The organism is Cellulomonas sp. URHD0024 (genome assembly GCF_000426185.1).
Taxonomy (GTDB): Bacteria; Actinomycetota; Actinomycetes; order Actinomycetales; family Cellulomonadaceae; genus Cellulomonas.
Genome location: NZ_AUEW01000010.1, coordinates 94,341 through 110,965, shown reverse-complemented (window position 1 = coordinate 110,965; position 16,625 = coordinate 94,341). Strand labels below are relative to the sequence as shown.

Annotated in this window: 18 protein-coding genes; 10 read left to right on the top strand and 8 right to left on the bottom strand. The window is 71.6% G+C overall.

Going from position 1 to position 16,625, the window contains the following annotated elements; translation table 11 throughout:
- Nucleotides 1–5: 5 nt before the first annotated feature.
- The 3 genes from I847_RS0111930 to rny all read left to right on the top strand — a co-directional run bounded on the left by I847_RS0111930 (nucleotide 6) and on the right by rny (nucleotide 3,368).
- Nucleotides 6–581 (top strand): regulatory protein RecX, encoded by a 576-nt coding sequence (locus I847_RS0111930; protein ID WP_028049866.1) that lies wholly within the window; start codon nucleotides 6–8, stop codon nucleotides 579–581.
- Between the two features lie 82 nt (nucleotides 582–663).
- Nucleotides 664–1,467, top strand: coding sequence for an alpha/beta fold hydrolase (locus I847_RS23465; RefSeq protein ID WP_155856129.1), 804 nt, complete (start codon nucleotides 664–666; stop codon nucleotides 1,465–1,467).
- 398 nt (nucleotides 1,468–1,865) lie between these two features.
- Nucleotides 1,866–3,368 (top strand): ribonuclease Y, encoded by a 1,503-nt coding sequence (rny, locus tag I847_RS0111920; RefSeq protein WP_028049865.1) that lies wholly within the window; start codon nucleotides 1,866–1,868, stop codon nucleotides 3,366–3,368.
- Between the two features lie 8 nt (nucleotides 3,369–3,376).
- Here the strand turns inward: rny and I847_RS0111915 are convergent, their stop codons facing one another.
- The 4 genes from I847_RS0111915 to I847_RS0111900 form a co-directional block, all read right to left on the bottom strand.
- Nucleotides 3,377–4,243, bottom strand: a complete 867-nt coding sequence (locus tag I847_RS0111915; RefSeq protein ID WP_028049864.1) for an amino acid ABC transporter permease — start codon at nucleotides 4,241–4,243, stop codon at nucleotides 3,377–3,379.
- Nucleotides 4,240–4,929, bottom strand: a complete 690-nt coding sequence (locus I847_RS0111910; protein WP_028049863.1) for an amino acid ABC transporter permease — start codon at nucleotides 4,927–4,929, stop codon at nucleotides 4,240–4,242. Before I847_RS0111910 ends, I847_RS0111915 begins: the two co-directional genes overlap by 4 nt.
- Before the next feature lie 63 nt (nucleotides 4,930–4,992).
- Nucleotides 4,993–5,859: a glutamate ABC transporter substrate-binding protein gene (locus I847_RS0111905; RefSeq protein ID WP_028049862.1), complete on the bottom strand. Its 867-nt coding sequence runs from the start codon at nucleotides 5,857–5,859 to the stop codon at nucleotides 4,993–4,995.
- A 78-nt stretch (nucleotides 5,860–5,937) separates the two neighbouring features.
- Complete coding sequence (locus I847_RS0111900; protein WP_028049861.1) at nucleotides 5,938–6,714, bottom strand: amino acid ABC transporter ATP-binding protein; 777 nt, start codon at nucleotides 6,712–6,714, stop codon at nucleotides 5,938–5,940.
- Nucleotides 6,715–6,794: 80 nt separating this feature from the next.
- On the opposite strand from I847_RS0111900, the gene miaB reads away from it, so the two are divergent.
- Nucleotides 6,795–8,345 carry a tRNA (N6-isopentenyl adenosine(37)-C2)-methylthiotransferase MiaB gene (gene miaB / locus I847_RS0111895; RefSeq protein ID WP_028049860.1) on the top strand — a complete coding sequence of 517 codons (1,551 nt, stop codon included), beginning with the start codon at nucleotides 6,795–6,797 and terminating at the stop codon, nucleotides 8,343–8,345.
- Here the strand turns inward: miaB and I847_RS0111890 are convergent.
- Together I847_RS0111890 and I847_RS0111885 are read right to left on the bottom strand one after the other, a co-directional pair.
- Nucleotides 8,342–8,863, bottom strand: coding sequence for a YbjN domain-containing protein (locus I847_RS0111890; protein ID WP_028049859.1), 522 nt, complete (start codon nucleotides 8,861–8,863; stop codon nucleotides 8,342–8,344). The two genes, miaB and I847_RS0111890, sit on opposite strands and share 4 nt — an antisense overlap.
- A complete protein-coding gene (locus I847_RS0111885) occupies nucleotides 8,860–9,453 on the bottom strand; it encodes a YbjN domain-containing protein (protein WP_028049858.1) in 594 nt (197 codons plus the stop codon). The genes I847_RS0111890 and I847_RS0111885 overlap by 4 nt, the downstream gene beginning before the upstream one ends.
- Nucleotides 9,454–9,533: 80 nt before the next feature.
- Between I847_RS0111885 and I847_RS25695 the strand changes: the two genes are divergently transcribed.
- The 5 genes from I847_RS25695 to I847_RS0111860 all read left to right on the top strand — a co-directional run bounded on the left by I847_RS25695 (nucleotide 9,534) and on the right by I847_RS0111860 (nucleotide 13,051).
- On the top strand, nucleotides 9,534–10,268 hold the full coding sequence (locus I847_RS25695) for a hypothetical protein (protein ID WP_051274835.1): 735 nt from the start codon (nucleotides 9,534–9,536) through the stop codon (nucleotides 10,266–10,268).
- Between the two features lie 74 nt (nucleotides 10,269–10,342).
- Nucleotides 10,343–10,828, top strand: a complete 486-nt coding sequence (locus tag I847_RS23455; RefSeq protein ID WP_051274834.1) for a YbjN domain-containing protein — start codon at nucleotides 10,343–10,345, stop codon at nucleotides 10,826–10,828.
- The gene (gene miaA, locus I847_RS0111870; RefSeq protein WP_028049857.1) at nucleotides 10,828–11,784 is read left to right on the top strand and encodes a tRNA (adenosine(37)-N6)-dimethylallyltransferase MiaA; all 957 of its coding nucleotides are present in this window, start codon (nucleotides 10,828–10,830) and stop codon (nucleotides 11,782–11,784) included. Before I847_RS23455 ends, miaA begins: the two co-directional genes overlap by 1 nt.
- Complete coding sequence (dapF, locus tag I847_RS0111865) at nucleotides 11,781–12,728, top strand: diaminopimelate epimerase (protein ID WP_028049856.1); 948 nt, start codon at nucleotides 11,781–11,783, stop codon at nucleotides 12,726–12,728. Before miaA ends, dapF begins: the two co-directional genes overlap by 4 nt.
- Nucleotides 12,725–13,051 carry a thioredoxin family protein gene (locus tag I847_RS0111860; RefSeq protein WP_028049855.1) on the top strand — a complete coding sequence of 109 codons (327 nt, stop codon included), beginning with the start codon at nucleotides 12,725–12,727 and terminating at the stop codon, nucleotides 13,049–13,051. Before dapF ends, I847_RS0111860 begins: the two co-directional genes overlap by 4 nt.
- On the opposite strand, the gene I847_RS0111855 is transcribed toward I847_RS0111860, so the two are convergent.
- Together I847_RS0111855 and I847_RS0111850 are read right to left on the bottom strand one after the other, a co-directional pair.
- Nucleotides 12,997–14,400, bottom strand: a complete 1,404-nt coding sequence (locus tag I847_RS0111855) for an MFS transporter (RefSeq protein WP_028049854.1) — start codon at nucleotides 14,398–14,400, stop codon at nucleotides 12,997–12,999. The two genes, I847_RS0111860 and I847_RS0111855, sit on opposite strands and share 55 nt — an antisense overlap.
- A complete protein-coding gene (locus I847_RS0111850; protein WP_028049853.1) occupies nucleotides 14,397–14,996 on the bottom strand; it encodes a class I SAM-dependent methyltransferase in 600 nt (199 codons plus the stop codon). Before I847_RS0111850 ends, I847_RS0111855 begins: the two co-directional genes overlap by 4 nt.
- Before the next feature lie 106 nt (nucleotides 14,997–15,102).
- Here I847_RS0111850 and hflX point away from each other — a divergent pair, with 106 nt between their 5' ends.
- The gene (gene hflX / locus I847_RS0111845; RefSeq protein WP_028049852.1) at nucleotides 15,103–16,620 is read left to right on the top strand and encodes a GTPase HflX; all 1,518 of its coding nucleotides are present in this window, start codon (nucleotides 15,103–15,105) and stop codon (nucleotides 16,618–16,620) included.
- Nucleotides 16,621–16,625 lie beyond the last annotated feature (5 nt).

The following is a 16,625-nucleotide window of genomic DNA, read 5'->3' as shown; positions in this document are numbered from 1 at the left end:
GACGCATGGCCTTCCAGACGGGCCGACGGGGGCGGAGCGGCAACGAGCCGCCCCCGGTCGGCGCGGCCGCGTCGGACGTCGAGCCGGACCAGGAGTCGGTCGCGCGCGCGATCGCGTTACGGCTCCTGACCGGTGCGGCGCGAAGTCGGGCCCAGTTGGCGGACGCGATGGCACGCAAGGACGTTCCGGACGCGGTCGCCGAGAAGGTGCTCGACCGTTTCAGCGAGGTCGGACTGATCGACGACGCCGAGTTCGCACGGATGCTCGTGCGGACCCGGCACGCCGAACGTGGGCTGTCCCGCAGAGCGATCGCGGTGGAGCTGCGTCGCAAGGGCATCGACGACGAGCTGGCCTCTTCTGCGCTGGAAGAGGTCGACGGCGACGACGAGGAGGCCGCGGCGCGCGCGCTCGTGCGGCGCAAGCTTGCTGCGACCTCCACGTTGGACACCCAGACCCGGGCCAGGCGCACGTATGCGGCGCTCGGTCGCAAGGGCTACCCGCCGGGACTCGTGTCACGGCTGGTGCGTGAGGAGCTCGCCGACGCGGCGTCAGAGGTCCCCGGCGGCTTGGAGCCGGACTGACCGGCTGACGGCATCGACCCGGGAGTCCGTCGGTGTTCCAGGGTCGGACGGTCCTTGGTGAGGGCCGTTGTAGGGTCACCCGGTGATTCAGGACCACCGCACGGTCCGCGTCGAGGACGGCACCACGATCGCCTACTCGGTCGTCGACGGGGCGGAGCCGACCGTCGTGATCCTGCACGGTCTGGCCGGCAGCAGCCGCGAGCTCGTCCCCACCGCCGAGGCGCTGTCCGGCCGGCGGGTGATCCTGGTCGACCAGCGCGGACACGGCCTGAGCACCCGCGTACCCGCCGACACGTCGCGAGCCGCCTTCGTCGGGGACGTGGTGCGGGTGATCGAGTCGGAGTCGTCCGGCCCTGTCGACGTGGTGGGGCAGTCGATGGGCGCGCACACCGCGATGCTGGTGGCGGCCGCCCGCCCGGACCTCGTGCGCAGGCTGGTGCTGCTCGAGTGCAACGAAGGGGGCGGGTCGGCGGACGAGAGCGCGGACCTCGGTGAGTACTTCCGCTCCTGGAAGGTCCCGTTCGCAGGTCGCGACGAGGCGCGCGCCGCTCTGGGTGACGGGCCGTTGGCCCAGGCGTGGGTGGCGGACCTGGACGAACGCCCCGACGGCCTCCACCCGCGGTTCGACCCGGACGTGATGGTCGCGTCGATCCGCGACGTCGCGGTGCCACGCTGGGAGGAGTGGGCGAGCGTGGTGGCGCCCACCCTCGTCGTCTACGCGGACGGGGGCATGTTCTCCGAGGAGGCGAAGGCCCGCTTCGTCGCCCATGGGAGGGACGCCACGCGGGTCGACCTGGTCGGCGCCTCGCACGACGCCCACCTCGACGCCTTCGAGCAGTGGGCCGCGGCGCTCACCGACTTCGTGACGAGCGCCGAGGCGTCCTAGGGCGTGGGTGTCCACGCCCACGACGAACTGGTGCGGATCCACGCCGATGGTCACGGCGGGTCGGGTCCTGCGTGCTCCGGGGACGACGCTTCGGCCGCCTGCCCTGGCCGGACAGATCCCCAGCACGGCACCCACGAGGGCGGAGCGGGCGCCGGGTCGCGACCCAGACGAGCGGCCGACGCCATCCGAGACAGTCGGGTCCCGGACCAGCCAAACCGAGGGACTCGCGGGATGTTTCGCTCCCGTCGACACTGTTCAGGCTCACGATGTTGGGAATCGTCCGGGTCGTGCCGGGTGGCGGTCCGTCATTTGTGCACCTCACCTGCGCGAGAATGGCGGTAGCGCACGGATCGACCTGCGCAGCGTGCACACGCGGACGGCGAGCGGAGGATGACTCAGTGGACGACCCAGGCGCCCTGGCCACCGTCGTCGGCCTGCTCGGCGCCTGCCTCGTTGCGCTGGTCCTCGTCCTCGTCGCTCGGCGCGAGGCGGGACTCCAACGAGCTCAGGCGGCGCAGGACGTCGCCGCGATCAAGGACGAGGCGCGCGCGCTCCGGGCGGACGCCGAGCGCCGAGACGTGCGGACCGCGGAACGCGAGCAGACGCTGGCTGCCGATCGTGCCGAAGTCGAGGAGCTGCAGAAGACGACCCGCGCCCGCGCGGACAGCGCCGCCCACGAGCAGCGTGAAGCGTCTCGACTCCGGGACGAGATCGACCGCGACGTCGCCCGCAGGATCGCCGAGGTGGACCGTGCAGCGATCGCCGAGCTCGAGGCGATCTCCGGGATGACAGCCGAGGACGCCCGCGCCGAGCTGGCGCGTCGGATCACCACCCAGGCCGAGAACGACGCCGCCGCGCAGGTTCGCCGCGCCGAGGCCCAGGCGCGCCGCACGGCGGACGCGCGTGCCCGTCGGATCATCACGACAGCGGTCCAGCGGCTCGCGGTCGCCACGAGCTCGCAGTCGGCGATCACGGTTCTCCCGCTGCCCTCGGACGAGATGAAGGGCCGGATCATCGGCAAGGAGGGCCGCAACATCCGGTCCTTCGAGGCACTGACCGGTGTGAACGTCCTCGTCGACGACCAGCCCGACTCGGTCGTGCTCTCGTGCTACGACCCGGAGCGGCGCGAGATCGCGCAGGTGACGCTCGAGGCGCTGATGGCGGACGGTCGGATCCACCCACAACGCATCGAGCAGGCGTACGGCGATGCCCTGGCGAGTGCCGAGGAGCGTACGGAGGCGGCCGGCCACGACGCTGCAGAGCGCGTCGGGATCGCGGGCCTGCATCCGACGCTGGTGCGCACGCTCGGACGTCTCCGTCTGCGCACGTCGTACGGGCAGAACGTCCTCGAGCACCTCATCGAGACGGGTCTGCTCGCTGCCGCGCTCGCCGCGGAGGTCGGTGCCGACGTCGAGGTCACCCGGCGCGGTGCGTTCCTGCACGACCTGGGCAAGGCGCTCACGTCGCAGCTTCCCGGGACGCACGCGGCCGTCGGCGCGGACCTCGCTCGACGGCACGGGGAGTCGCCCGCCGTGGTGAACGCGATCGCCGCTCACCACGACGAGGTCCCGCCGGAGACGGTCGAGGCAGTGCTCGTCCAGGTCGCCGACGCGATCTCGGCGGCGCGTCCCGGTGCCCGTCGGGAGGAGCTCGACCAGTACGTCGAGCGGATCGACAAGCTCGAGCAGCTCGTCGCTGCCCATGCCGGTGTGCGTCGCGCGCTGGCCATGTCCGCGGGCCGTGAGGTCCGGGTCGTCGTCGAGCCGTCCGAGGTGGACGACTACGCGCTGCCGCAGCTTGCGGTCGCCATCGCACGGCACATCGAGTCGGACCTGGCCTACCCGGGCGAGATCAAGGTGACGGTCATCCGCGAGATCCGCGCGAGCGCGACCGCCGGCTGACCGAGAGGTCACGTCGCCCCGGGTCCGACGGCGAGGCCGGGGGCCTCGGCGCGTGGCCGGCCAGCGGTCCGGCCGCCGACCCGCCGCGCCAGGCGGCCCGCCAGGCGGGTCAGCGCGTAGTTGATGACGATGAACATTCCTGCGGCGATCATCAGCGCCTGCAGGATGTTGCCGTCGCCCGATCCGAGCCGACGGGCGGCGTCGAGCAGGTCCGGATACGTGATGATCGAGCCGAGCGCGGTGTCCTTGAGGATGACGACCAGCTGGCTCGCGATGGCCGGAAGCATGGCGATGAGCGCCTGGGGCACCTCGATCAGCCGGAGCGACTGTGTCGGTCGCAGGCCGACGGCGAGGGCCGCCTCGCGCTGACCGCGCGGCAGGCTGTGGACGCCGGACCGGATGAGCTCGGCGAAGACGGAGCCGTTGTAGAACGTCAGCCCGAGCACGACCGCGACCAGGGGCAGATCGGCCGGCTCGACTACGTGCAGGCGCGCGATGCCGAGGTAGAAGAAGATCATCATCAGCAGGACCGGGACGGCCCGGAAGAACTCGACGATCGCGCCGCTGACACGGCGCACGAGCGACGAGCGGGAGAGCCGGCCGATGCCGAACACGATCCCGAAGATGCTCGCGGTCACGATCGAGATGCCCGCGGCCTTGAGCGTGTCCTTGAGTCCGGGCAGGAGGAAGTTCTCCCAGGCACGCGAACCGACGAACGGGTTCCAGAGGTCGGCGTCGAGCTGTCCCTTGGCCGCGAACGCGCGCAGCACCAGGAACCCGATGCCGGCGACGACAAGCGCGCCGACGATGTTCATCCAGAGCATCCGGCGCCGTGCCCGCGGTCCGGGGGTGTCGAAGAGCGGGGAGTCGGTCATCGGACGACCGCCAGTCGTCGCGACAGTGCCGTGGTCGCCATCCCGACGGGGACGACGAGAACGACGAAGCCGAAGGCGAAGGTCAGGAAGATCGCGAGGATGACGTCGGGTCGGAACTCGATCATGGTCTTCATCAGGCCGGCAGCCTCGGCGACGCCGGCCGCGGCCGCGACGGTCGAGTTCTTGATGAGGGCGATCAGGACGTTGCCGAGCGGTGCGACTGACCCGCGGAACGCCTGGGGCAGGATCACGAGACGCGCAGCCGGGAGGAAGCTCAGCCCGATCGCGCGGGCGGCCTCGGCCTGACCGATCGGCACCGTGTTGACGCCCGAACGCAGCGCCTCGCAGAAGAAGGCGGCGTGGTAGACGGTCAGGGCGACGACCGCGAACCGGAAGAAGTTCGTCGTGAAGTCCGGTGACAGCGTCCAGCCGAGCTGACCCCAGAGCCCGAGCACGCAGAACACCATGATGATCGTGAGCGGGGTGTTCCGGAACACGGTGACGTAGGCGGACCCGGCCCAGCGCAGGCTCGGGACGGGGGAGATGCGCATGGTGGCCAGCACGGTGCCGAGGACGAGGCCGAGGATCCCGGCGTACACGGTGAGCTGGATGTTCACCCAGAAGGCGCCGATGACGTCGAACTCCTCGAACAGGGACACGTACTGCTGCAGGTACCCGTCGTCCACCGGCACTCCTCTCGGGCGCAGACGTCCCGGAGGCCCCGGGCGGGCCTCCGGGACGTGGGGCGGTCAGCTGCAGGCGGCCGGCTTCGGCGGATTCAGGTCCGTGTTCGCCTTGTAGCCCGACGCGCCGACGTTGTCGGCGAGGAGCTCGTCCCAGGTGCCGTCCTCGATCATCTTCTTGATCGCGGTGTTGATCGCCTCGCACTTGTCGCTGTCCTTGGGCAGGCCGACCCCGTAGTTCTCCTCGGAGAACGGGTTGCCGACGACCTTGACCTTGCCCTTGTTCGCGGGCACCGCGGCCAGACCGGCCAGGATGATGTCGTCCGTCGTGACGGCGTCGACCGACCCAGCCGTCAGGGCCGTGACGCACTCGGCGTACCCCGGCTGCTCGAGCAGGTTGGTGCCCGTCGCGTACTCGTCCTTGATGCGCTGCGCGGAGGTCGAGCCGGTGACGGAGCAGAGGTTCTTGCCCTCGAGGTCCTCGGGGCCCTTGATCGAGTCGTCGTCCGCCGCGACGAGCAGGTCCTGCCCGGCGACGAAGTAGGGGCCGCCGAACGAGACGACCTCCTTGCGCTTGTCGGTGATCGAGTACGTCGCGAAGATCATGTCGACCTGACCGGTCTCGAGCAGGTTCTCGCGCTGAGCGGACGGCGACTGGACGAACTCGATCTGGTCCTCGCCGTACCCGAGCTCGTTCGCCACATACCTGGCGACGTCGACGTCGAACCCCGTGTACTCGTCGCCGTCCTTGAACCCGAGGCCCGGTTGGTCGAACTTGATGCCGATGCGGACGGTGCCCTGCGCGCCGCCGCTGCTCTCGGACGCCCCTCCCGTCGAGCCGGAGTCGGCATCGTCGTCGTCACTGCTGGAGCAGCCGCTCAGTGAGAGCATCGCCGCCGCTGCCAGGGCCGTGACCACTCGTCCTGTACGCATCCTGGGTCCCCTTTGTTGTGTGTGTTCCTGCGGTGTCGTTTCGGGTCTGTGGGTGTGGCCGGACTCTGGAGGAAGGTGTCAGTGGGAGAGGATCTTGGCGAGGAAGTCGCGGGCGCGGGCGCTCGTCGGCGCGGTGAAGAACGTCTCGGGTTCCGACTCCTCGACGATCTGGCCCGCGTCCATGAACACCACGCGGTGCGCGGCGCGCCGGGCGAAGCCCATCTCGTGCGTGACGACGAGCATCGTCATCCCGTCACGGGCGAGCCCGACCATGACGTCGAGGACCTCGTTGATCATCTCCGGGTCGAGCGCCGAGGTCGGTTCGTCGAAGAGCATGACCTTGGGCTGCATGGCCAGAGCGCGGGCGATCGCGACGCGCTGCTGCTGACCACCCGAGAGCTGCGCGGGCAGCTTGTCGGCCTGGTCGGCGACGCCCACCCGCTCGAGCAGCTGCATGGCGGTGGTCCGCGCGGCGGAGGTCTTCACGCCCCGGGCCTTGACCTGGCCGAGCACGACGTTCTGGAGCACGGTCATGTGCGCGAACAGGTTGAAGGACTGGAACACCATCCCGACGTCCGCCCGGAGCCGGGCGAGCGCTCGGCCTTCCTGCGGGAGTGCCTTGCCGTCCACCTCGATCACGCCAGCGTCGATCGTCTCCAGGCGGTTGATGGTGCGGCAGAGAGTCGACTTGCCGCTGCCTGACGGGCCGATGATGACGACGACCTCACCGCGAGCCACGGTGAGGTCGATGTTCTGGAGCACGTGCAAGGACCCGAAGTACTTGTCGACGCCCTGTAGTGAGACCAGCGCGTCGGCGGTATGTGACGCCGTCGGTGCGGCCGAGAGGTCCACCATCCGGTCAACCTAGTCGGGTATGCGCGGTTGCGCATGACGGGAATTCGGCCCTGCTCGCCGCGGTCGTACCCTTGGCCGTGATGCCGACCAGCCTGCTGCCCACCGCCGACGACACGTTCGGCGACTCCGGCGCGCGTACGTACGTCGTCAAGACGCTCGGCTGCCAGATGAACGTGCACGACTCGGAGCACATGGCGGGCATGCTCGAGCAGGCGGGGTACGTGGCCGCGAGCCCGGCCGCCGCTGCCACCGAGGACGCCGATGTGGTCGTCATCAACACGTGCGCGGTCCGTGAGAACGCGGCCGACAAGCTCTACGGGAACCTGGGCCGGCTGGCCGCCGTCAAACGAGCCCGTCCGGGGATGCAGATCGCCGTGGGCGGGTGCCTCGCACAGAAGGACCGTGCGGGGATCGTCGACCGGGCGCCGTGGGTGGACGTGGTCTTCGGGACCCACAACCTCGACGTCCTGCCGGTGCTGCTCGAGCGGGCGAGGCACAACGCCGAGGCGCAGGTCGAGATCGAGGAGTCCCTCAAGGTCTTCCCGTCGACCCTCCCGACGCGGCGGGAGTCCGTCTACGCGGGCTGGGTGTCGATCAGCGTCGGCTGCAACAACACCTGCACCTTCTGCATCGTCCCCCACCTGCGGGGCAAGGAGCGCGACCGTCGCCCGGGCGAGGTCCTCGCCGAGGTCGAGGCGCTCGTCGGACAGGGCGCGGTCGAGGTGACGCTGCTCGGGCAGAACGTGAACTCCTACGGCGTCGGTTTCGGTGACCGGGGTGCGTTCGCCAAGCTCCTGCGCGCGGCCGGCGCCATCGAGGGCCTCGAGCGGTTGCGGTTCACCTCGCCGCACCCCGCCGCCTTCACCGACGACGTCATCGAGGCGATGGCGCAGACGCCGACCGTGATGCCGCAGCTCCACATGCCGTTGCAGTCGGGTTCGGACCGCATCCTGCGCGCGATGCGTCGCTCGTACCGGTCGGACACGTTCCTCGGCATCCTCGACCGCGTGCGCCAGGCGATGCCGGACGCCGCGATCACCACGGACATCATCGTGGGGTTCCCGGGGGAGACGGAGGAGGACTTCCAGGAGACGCTGCGGGTGGTCGAGGCCTCCCGGTTCTCCTCGGCGTTCACGTTCCAGTACTCCCCGCGGCCGGGCACCCCCGCGTTCGACCTGCCCGGCGAGCTGCCCAAGGCCGTCGTCCAGGAGCGCTACGTCCGGCTCGCAGCGCTGCAGGACCGGATCTCGCTCGAGGGGAACCAGCTGCAGGTCGGCCGCACCGTCGAGGTCCTGGTGGCCGAGGCGGAGGGCCGCAAGGACGGTGCGTCGCACCGGCTCACGGGCCGTTCGGCCGACAACCGCCTGGTGCACTTCGCCCTTCGGGAGTCCGGCGAGGTACCGCGACCGGGCGACCTGGTGCGCGTAGACGTCACCTACGCGGCGCCCTACCACCTCGTCGCGGACTCGGCGGCTGATGATGGTGGCCGATTCGAGGTCCGACGCACCCGCGCGGGCGATGCCTGGGATCGACGTTCGGGCGACGACCACAGCCACGGTGGCGGCGGCGACGCGTGCGGTACGGGTGGACCCACCGGGCCGGTCGTGCTCGGGTTGCCGTCGATCCGCTAGTTGTCGGGGACGTCCGGCGGCGTCACGTCGTCGTGGGGGAGCAGGGCGTCCAAGGTCGAGAACATCTGCACGCCGGTGCCCAGTCCGCAGGCGAGCAGCTGAGCGAGCTGGATGTCCGTGACGCCGGGCTCGAAGTCCGCCGAGACCTCGCTGTAGAGCGCGAGGACGCCCTCTTCCTCGCGCAGGTAGGCCTTCGGCCAGATCCGCTCGCGGTTCCAGTCGTTGACGGCCAGGGCGGTCGCGGCGCGCTGGTCGAGCGGAAGGCTGCGGTGCCAGCGGCCCCGGACCTGGAGGATCTCCTGCTGCTCGCCGAGCATGAGGAACCAGAACCGGCTGCCGTCCCAGGTGCCGGTGAGGTCACCGTCGTCGTCCACCACGAACCGGTACCCGCGGCCGACCAGGTAGTCCGCGATGCGCTCGCGCGTCAGCGGGAGCGGCGGCTCGTCGCCGGGGATCGGTCGCTTGGTCGGCTTGGGCAGGCCACCCAGGACCCGTAGCAGCCAGCCCGGGCCGCTCACGGCGCGACCCCCGCCGGGTCGGGATAGCGCTCGTCGAGCGCGTCGAAGAACATGCTCCCCGTGGACAGGCCGCAGAAGAGCATCTGGCTGAGCTGCGCGTCGGTGGCCCCGTGCTCGAGGTCCGTCGCCACCTCCGACACCACGTGGATGCGGCCGTTGTCGCGGACGCGGACGTAGGCCTTGGGCCAGATCCGGTCGGCGTTCCACTCGTTGCAGATGTCGAGCACCTCTTCGAGCCGCTCGATCGCGACCTCGCGGTGCCACTGGCCGCGGATCTGGAGGATCTCGGAGTCCTCGCCGAACAGGAAGAAGTAGAAGAGCCGGCCGCGCCACAGACCGCCGAGATCGCCGTCGTTGTCGACGAAGTAGGAGAACGCGTTGTCGGTCATCCACGACGCGATGCGCGCCGGGGAGACGTCGGTCGGCAGGTCGTTCGAGGACTCGGCGATCCCGAGCTCCTTGGCCAGGAGCTCGGCGACGCGGTCGTGGAGCTCCTCGTCGTCCGCCGGGATCCGGGTGACGGGACCCGACGGCGCCGGGCGTGCCGGGCCGCGGAACCAACGCCGCGCACGATCCCCGAACGAGCTCATGCGCACGACCATACCGGCGGGCGCCCACGTTGGGGGACGGGGTGACCAGAGTCCCACCGTCCGGCCGCTACCGTCGGACCATGCTCGTCGCCGCCGCGCTGATCCCCGACACCGCGGTGCTCGTGGCCGGAGTCACCGGCGCCGCAGTCTCCGTGCACAGCCTCCTCGATCCGACGCTCGAGGCGATCACGCAGGTCATGGCGCTGGAGCCCGACGTGGTCGTGATCGTCGCCCCGGGACTCTCGGACCGAGTCCTCGGTGGGACGGTCAGCACGTCGCTCGCCGCCGCCGGGGTCCCCGACGACCGGGTGCTGTGGCCGACGCGCACCCTCACCCTGGACGACGACTCGGCGGGTCGCGACCAGCCGTCGGTGGCCAGTGCGGTCGCCCTCCACCTGGTCTCACGCGCGGGTCGGCACCGGGGGCTGCGCGTCGTCGAGGTGACGTCCGCGCCGGGAGCCACCGCCCTCGCCGCGCTCGGCCGTTCCCTCGCTGAGGAACGGCGCACCGTCCTCGTGGTCGTCGGCTCGGGCAGTGGGCGGCACGGACCGGACGCCCCGCTGGCCGACGACGAACGCGCTCCGGCGTACGACGCCGCTCTGCTGGCGGACCTGGCAGACGCCGAGCCGGATGCGCGGGCGCGCCTGGCCTCGTCGGATCCCGGTCTGGCCGCCGAGCTCGCCGTCCGCGGATGGGCACCCTGGCAGGTGCTGCTCGGCGCGGCTGGCGATCTCGAGGTCGAGGCGCGCCTTCTCGCGGACGAGGTCGTGCTGGGCGCGCAGCACGCGGTGCTCGTCTGGACGGTGCCGGCATGAGCCGCGGCGCCGGTAAGGTCTGCGTACCCACCAACGCCCGCAGCGCCGCCGCGGACTGACCCGACGAGGTACCGATGTCTGCCGAGAACACCGAGCCCACCCTCCCGCCGCTGTCGATCGAGCGGGCCGCCGCCCTCCTGGATGCGCAGGGCGCGAAGTACGGCACGGACGAGGACGGCGACCTGTACGCGGCCTGGGACGGGAACCCGTTCTGGTTCATGGTGACCGGACCCCAGAAGGCGTACTTCCAGGTCCGCGGTCGCTGGGGCCACACGGTCCCGCGCTCCGAGCTCGGCACGATGCTGATCGCGTGCAACGAGTGGTCCCAGCAGATGCTCTGGCCCAAGGTCTACGTGAAGGCCGACGAGGACGAGGTCGCGATCTACACCGAGCACACGATCGCGTGGGACCGCGGGGTGAGCGACGCGCAGCTCGACCTGCAGCTGTCGACGAGCATCGGCTCGTCCCTCGGCTTCTTCCGTGAGATGACCAAGCGGTTCATCCCCGAGACGCCCAGTGCGCCCATCGACATGAGCGATCCCGCGCGGCCCAGCATCTAGTGGCGCTCGTCGTCGCGGTCGTCGGGCCCACCGCGACCGGCAAGTCGGACCTCGGGCTCGCCCTCGCAGAGGCGTTGGCGGGCGAGGTCGTCAACGCCGACGCGATGCAGCTCTACCGCGGCATGGACATCGGCACCGCGAAGGTGCCGTTCGACGAGCGCCGCGGGATCGAACACCACCTCCTGGACGTCCTCGACCCGCACGAGGACGCGTCTGTCGCGGACTATCAGGAGCGCGCCCGGGCGACCTTCGACGAGATCGAGTCGCGCGGGCACAGGTCGGTGGCGGTCGGCGGCTCCGGGCTGTACGTGCGGGCGCTGCTCGACCACATGGAGTTCCCCGGGACCGACGCCGAGGTGCGTGCCGCACTGGAGGCTCGCGTCGAGGCCGAGGGTGCGCGGGCGTTGCACGCGGAGCTCGCAGCGGTCGACCCGCAGGCCGCCGAGGGGATCGGACCGCGCAACGCGCGCCGGATCGTGCGTGCGCTCGAGGTGGTCGCGCTGACCGGTCGGCCGTACTCGGCCACGCTCCCGCAGCACGTCTACGAGGTTCCGGCGGTGCAGATCGGGATCGACTGCGACCGAGGGGTACTGGACGAGCGGATCGCCGGTCGGGTCGAGCGCATGCGGCGTGGTGGCCTGGTCGACGAGGTCGAGAGTCTGGTCGCGAGCGGTCTGGGCAGAACGGCCTCGCGCGCCGTCGGGTACGCAGAGATCCTTGCCATGCTGGGCGGCGAGCTCACACAGGACGAGGCCTTCGACGCCATCGCCGCCGGCACGCGGCGCCTCGCGCGCAAGCAGATGGGCTGGTTCGGACGGGATCCGCGCGTGCACTGGCTCGACGCGCAGGACCCGCGGCTCGTGGAGCGTGCGCTGCGCCTCGTCGCCGCAGCGGACGAGGGCGAGCTCGGCCTGGCCACCGAGGATCCCGCGCCACGACGTAGCCTGGGCTCATGACCGCCGTGGCCACCTCGATGCTGCACGTGACCAAGGGACACGGCACGCAGAACGACTTCGTGCTTCTCGACGACAGGCAGGGAGCGCTCGACCTGTCCGCCGACCTCGTCCGAGAGCTCGCCGACCGTCGCGGGGGACTCGGTGCCGACGGCGTCATCCGGGTGATCGGCACGCAGCACCTGCCGGAGGGTGCCGCCGTCCTGGCGGAGGAGCCGCGTGCACGCTGGTTCATGGACTACCGCAACGCCGACGGCTCCGTCGCGGAGATGTGCGGCAACGGCGTCCGGGTGTTCGCCGCCTTCCTCGAGCGGCTCGGGCTGTGGGACGCGGCGGACGGCGAGCTGGCCCTCGGCACGCGCGCGGGCGTCAAGCGTGTCCGGCGGGTTCCCGTGCAGGCGGGCATCGGCGACGACGTCTGGTACGCCGTGGACATGGGTCGCTGGTTCCTGCCGGGCGGCGACGAGGCCGCCGGGACCGGGTCGGACGCCGTGGTGACGGTCGCCGGTGTCGACGACGCCCGCCCCGGCCTGAGCGTCGACCTCGGCAACCCGCACGTCGTGCTCGCCCTCCAGGACGAGGACGAGCTGACCGGGGCCGACCTCACCCGTGCCCCTGTGGTGAGCCCGGTGCCGCCGAACGGCGTCAATGTCGAGCTCGTCGTCCCGCTGGGCGAGGATCGCGCACCCGACGGCTCTCTCGTGGGCCGCGTCCGCATGCGGGTGCACGAGCGCGGCGTGGGGGAGACGCGGTCGTGCGGCACGGGGGCCTGCGCCGCCGCGCTCGCGGTCCGTTCCTGGGCCGGTGCGGGTGCGCCTGACGTCTGGCTGGTCGACGTGCCCGGCGGAACGGTGCGCGTCAGCGTGCTCCCCGGCGGCCACGTCGAGCTGGCCGGACCCGCGCTGCTCGTCGCTACCGCGGACGTGGACCTCTCGGCGCTGCGATGAGGCTGACTCCCGACGAGCTCGGCGTGCCGCTCGGCGAGCGCGCGACCGTCGTGCAGTTCTCCAGCACGTTCTGCGCCCCCTGCCGGACGACCCGGCACGTCGTGGACCGGGCCGTCGCCACCACCCACGGCGTGGCCCACGTGGATCTCGACGTCGCCGACCACACCGCGCTCGGTGAGCGGCTCGGCATCGACGTGACGCCGACGGTCCTCGTCCTGGACGCCGCCGGTGAGGTCACCCGACGCGCGTCCGGGGTTCCGACGCTCGCTCAGCTACGGAGCGCGCTCGAGGTGGCAGCGTCGGTGGGATCGGCCTCGGCCTGACGCGTCCGGACGCGTGGCGCAGTGACCATCGCACCCAGGGCGAACAGCCACGCCACGAGGAGGCTCGCCACGAACGGCAGGTCCGGTGCCGTGCCGGACGCGAGCACCGAGGTGAACGCCAGGCCGGTGAGGGCGAGTGCGAGCGCTGCGCCAATCGAGTCCGCGATCGACAGCGCCGAGCTGTGCGTGCCCTGGCTGCCGGGCGACGAGTAGGCCAGCACCAGCACCGTGAGCCGCGAGTAGACGAGACCCATCCCACCGCCTCCGACGGTCCAGCTCGCGATCGCCACGGCCGGCGGGAGGTGGGCGGCCGCCGCGACGGTCACGCCGCTGACGGAGACCACGACCAGCGCCGCGCCGAGCACGATCGCGTCGCGGCTGGCCAGCCGGTCACCGAGCCGGCCCTGCAGCCACGACGTGCTCGCCCAGGCCAGTGCCGCGAGCGTCAGAGCGATGCCGGCCGTCGTCGGCGAGAAGCCGTACCGATCGGTGAGCAGGTACGGCAGGTAGACCTCCGCGCCGAGGAAGCCACCCGCCACCAGGCCCCGGGTCGCGATGACGGCCGGCAGCCCGCGCGCGGCTCGCAGGCTCCCTCGGGGGACCAGCGGTCGAAGGGCGACGATCGCGGCTGCGCCGGTGATCGCTGCGACGGCGACCGACCACGGGAGCGGGACGTACACCGCGAGGTTCAGGCCGAGCACGGCTGCGGCCGCGAGGGTTGCCCAGGCCAGCCGACCCCGCCTCGCGGCGGTGGCCGGAGTCCTCGGCGGCCCGATCCGCCTGACGGCCGGTAGGAGGACCAACGACACCGGCAGGACCAGCAAGGCCACGCCGAGGAACACCCAGCGCCAGCCGACGTGCTGCGCGACGGCACCGGCCGCGGCGGGTCCGACGAGCGCCGGCAGCACCCACGCCGCGGCGAACCCACCGAACACGCGAGGATGCAGCACACCGGGGTAGAGGCGCGCCACGATGACGTAGAGGGCGACCGTCATCGCGCCGCCGCCCAGGCCCTGCACCAGGCGACCCAGCACCAGGACGCCCATCGTCGGGGTGAGGCCGGCTGCGACCAGTCCGACGGCGAAGAGGGCGGCGGCGAGCATGAGCGGCCCTCGCGGCCCGTGCCGGTCGCACCACGACCCCGCGACGACCATGCCGATGACGCCGGTGGCGAGCGGCCCGGCGAACGCGAAGGCGTACAGCGACGCACCGTCGAGCGCGCGGGACACGGTGGGCATCACGGTGGTGACGGCGAACGACTCGAACGCGACCAGGAAGATCAGGACGTACATGCTCCAGGTCGTGGTCCGCAGCCGCCGCCACTCGTGGCCGGCCTCGAGGACGCTCACGTCACCGTCAGGACGCGGAACCCCTTCGCGCTGGCGGTCCTCTCGACCGTCACGGGCAGCTGGTCCGCGATCCAGCGCTGCAGCGAATCCGCACCGAGGTTCTTCCCGACGACGAGCTGCGCCGAGCCGCCGTCCGTGAGCCGCGGGAGCCAGCGCAGGAGCAGCTCGTGCAGCGCGTCCTTGCCCACCCGGATCGGCGGGTTGGACCAGATCGCGGCGAACCTCACGTCGTCGGGGACCTCGTCGGGCCGGGCGGCCGTGAGGTTCGTGACCCCCACCCGCGACGCGTTGCGGCGCACCAGGTCCAGCGCCCGCTCGTTGACGTCCACGGCCCATACGTGTGCGGCCGGGGACTCCAGCGCGAGCGCCAGCGCGATCGGGCCCCAACCGCATCCCAGGTCGAGCAGCTGACCCGTCGCGGGTGCGTCGGGGGCGTGGTCGAGCAGGACACGGGTGCCGAGGTCGACGTGGTCCGGGGAGAAGATGCCACGCGCCGTCTCGACCTCGAGCTCGCGGCCGGCGAGGTGCACGCGCAGGACCCGGCGCTCCTCGGCGGACGCGGGGTGGGCGGTGAAGTAGTGGTCGTGCTCGGTCACGGCGCCGACCTTACCGAGCCCCGCCCGATCGGCTCGCAGCGAAATGCCTCTGCTCATGCCCGGTTCGCGTGGGACCCTGGATGCACGCCAGGAGAAGAGGAACCGCGTGAACGACCCGCAGCACACCACCCGCGAGACGCAGGACACCCCGGTGACCCGGTCCGCGCAGGACGTGGCCGACGATGTCGTGGCCCGTGTGCTCGCCCGGGCAGGGACCGCGCTGCAGGCCGGCGTCACCGTCCACTCGTCGTACGACGGTGACCAGCTGGACCTCGAGGAGCGCACCTCGCTGCGCCGCGTCGCGGGCCTGTCCACCGAGCTCGAGGACGTCACCGAGGTCGAGTACCGCCAGCTGCGGCTGGAGAAGGTCGTCCTGGTCGGTGTCTGGGGCTCGGGCACGGTGACGGACGCCGAGATCTCGTTGCGAGAGCTCGCTGCGCTTGCGGAGACCGCCGGGTCGCAGGTCATGGACGGTCTCTTGCAGCGAAGGGCCAAACCGGACCCCGGCACGTACCTCGGCTCCGGCAAGGCTGCCGAGCTGGCCACGCTCGTCGCGGCCGTCGGGGCCGACACGGTGGTCGTGGATGGCGAGCTCGCGCCGTCGCAGCGTCGTGCGCTCGAGGACATCGTGCGCGTCAAGGTCGTCGACCGGACCGCCCTGATCCTCGACATCTTCGCCCAGCACGCCAAGTCGCGTGAGGGCAAGGCTCAGGTCGAGCTCGCACAGCTCGAGTACCTCCTTCCCCGTCTGCGTGGGTGGGGCGACTCGATGTCCCGGCAGGCCGGTGGCCAGGTCGGCGGCGCCGCCGCAGGCATGGGCTCACGCGGACCCGGTGAGACGAAGATCGAGCTCGACCGGCGTCGCATCCGCAATCGCATGGCCAAGCTGCGCCGCGAGATCGCCGCGATGGAGCCCGCTCGCCTGACGAAGCGGGCCTCGCGCAAGAAGAACGCGATCCCGTCGGTCGCGATCGCCGGGTACACCAACGCCGGCAAGTCGTCGCTGCTCAACCGCCTGACGAATGCCGGGGTGCTGGTGGAGAACGCACTGTTCGCCACGCTCGACCCGACGGTCCGGCGCGCCGAGACCATCGACGGCCGCGTCTACACGCTCGCGGACACCGTCGGGTTCGTCCGGTCGCTGCCGCACCAGCTGGTCGAGGCGTTCCGCTCGACCCTCGAGGAGGTCGCCGACGCGGACCTGATCCTGCACGTCGTCGACGCCTCCCACCCGGACCCGGAGGGCCAGATCGCCGCGGTCCGGCACGTGTTCGCGGACATCCCCGGCGCCATGGACGTGCCCGAGATCATCGTGCTCAACAAGGCCGACCTCGCGACTTCCGAGACGATCGCGCGGCTGCGGTCGCGGGAGGTGCACTCGATCGTCGTCTCCGCTCACAGCGGCGAGGGGATCGAGGAGCTGCAGGCCCTGGTCGCGGACCAGCTGCCCCGCCCAGGCGTGAGCGTCGACCTCGTCGTCCCCTACCACCGAGGCGACCTGATCAGCCGCGTCCACGAGCACGGCGACATCCAGATCGAGGAGCACACCGCCGACGGGACGGCCATCCGCGCGCGGGTCGATGCAGGCCTCGCGGCGGAGCTCGAGGCGGCCGCGCACCACTAGGCTGA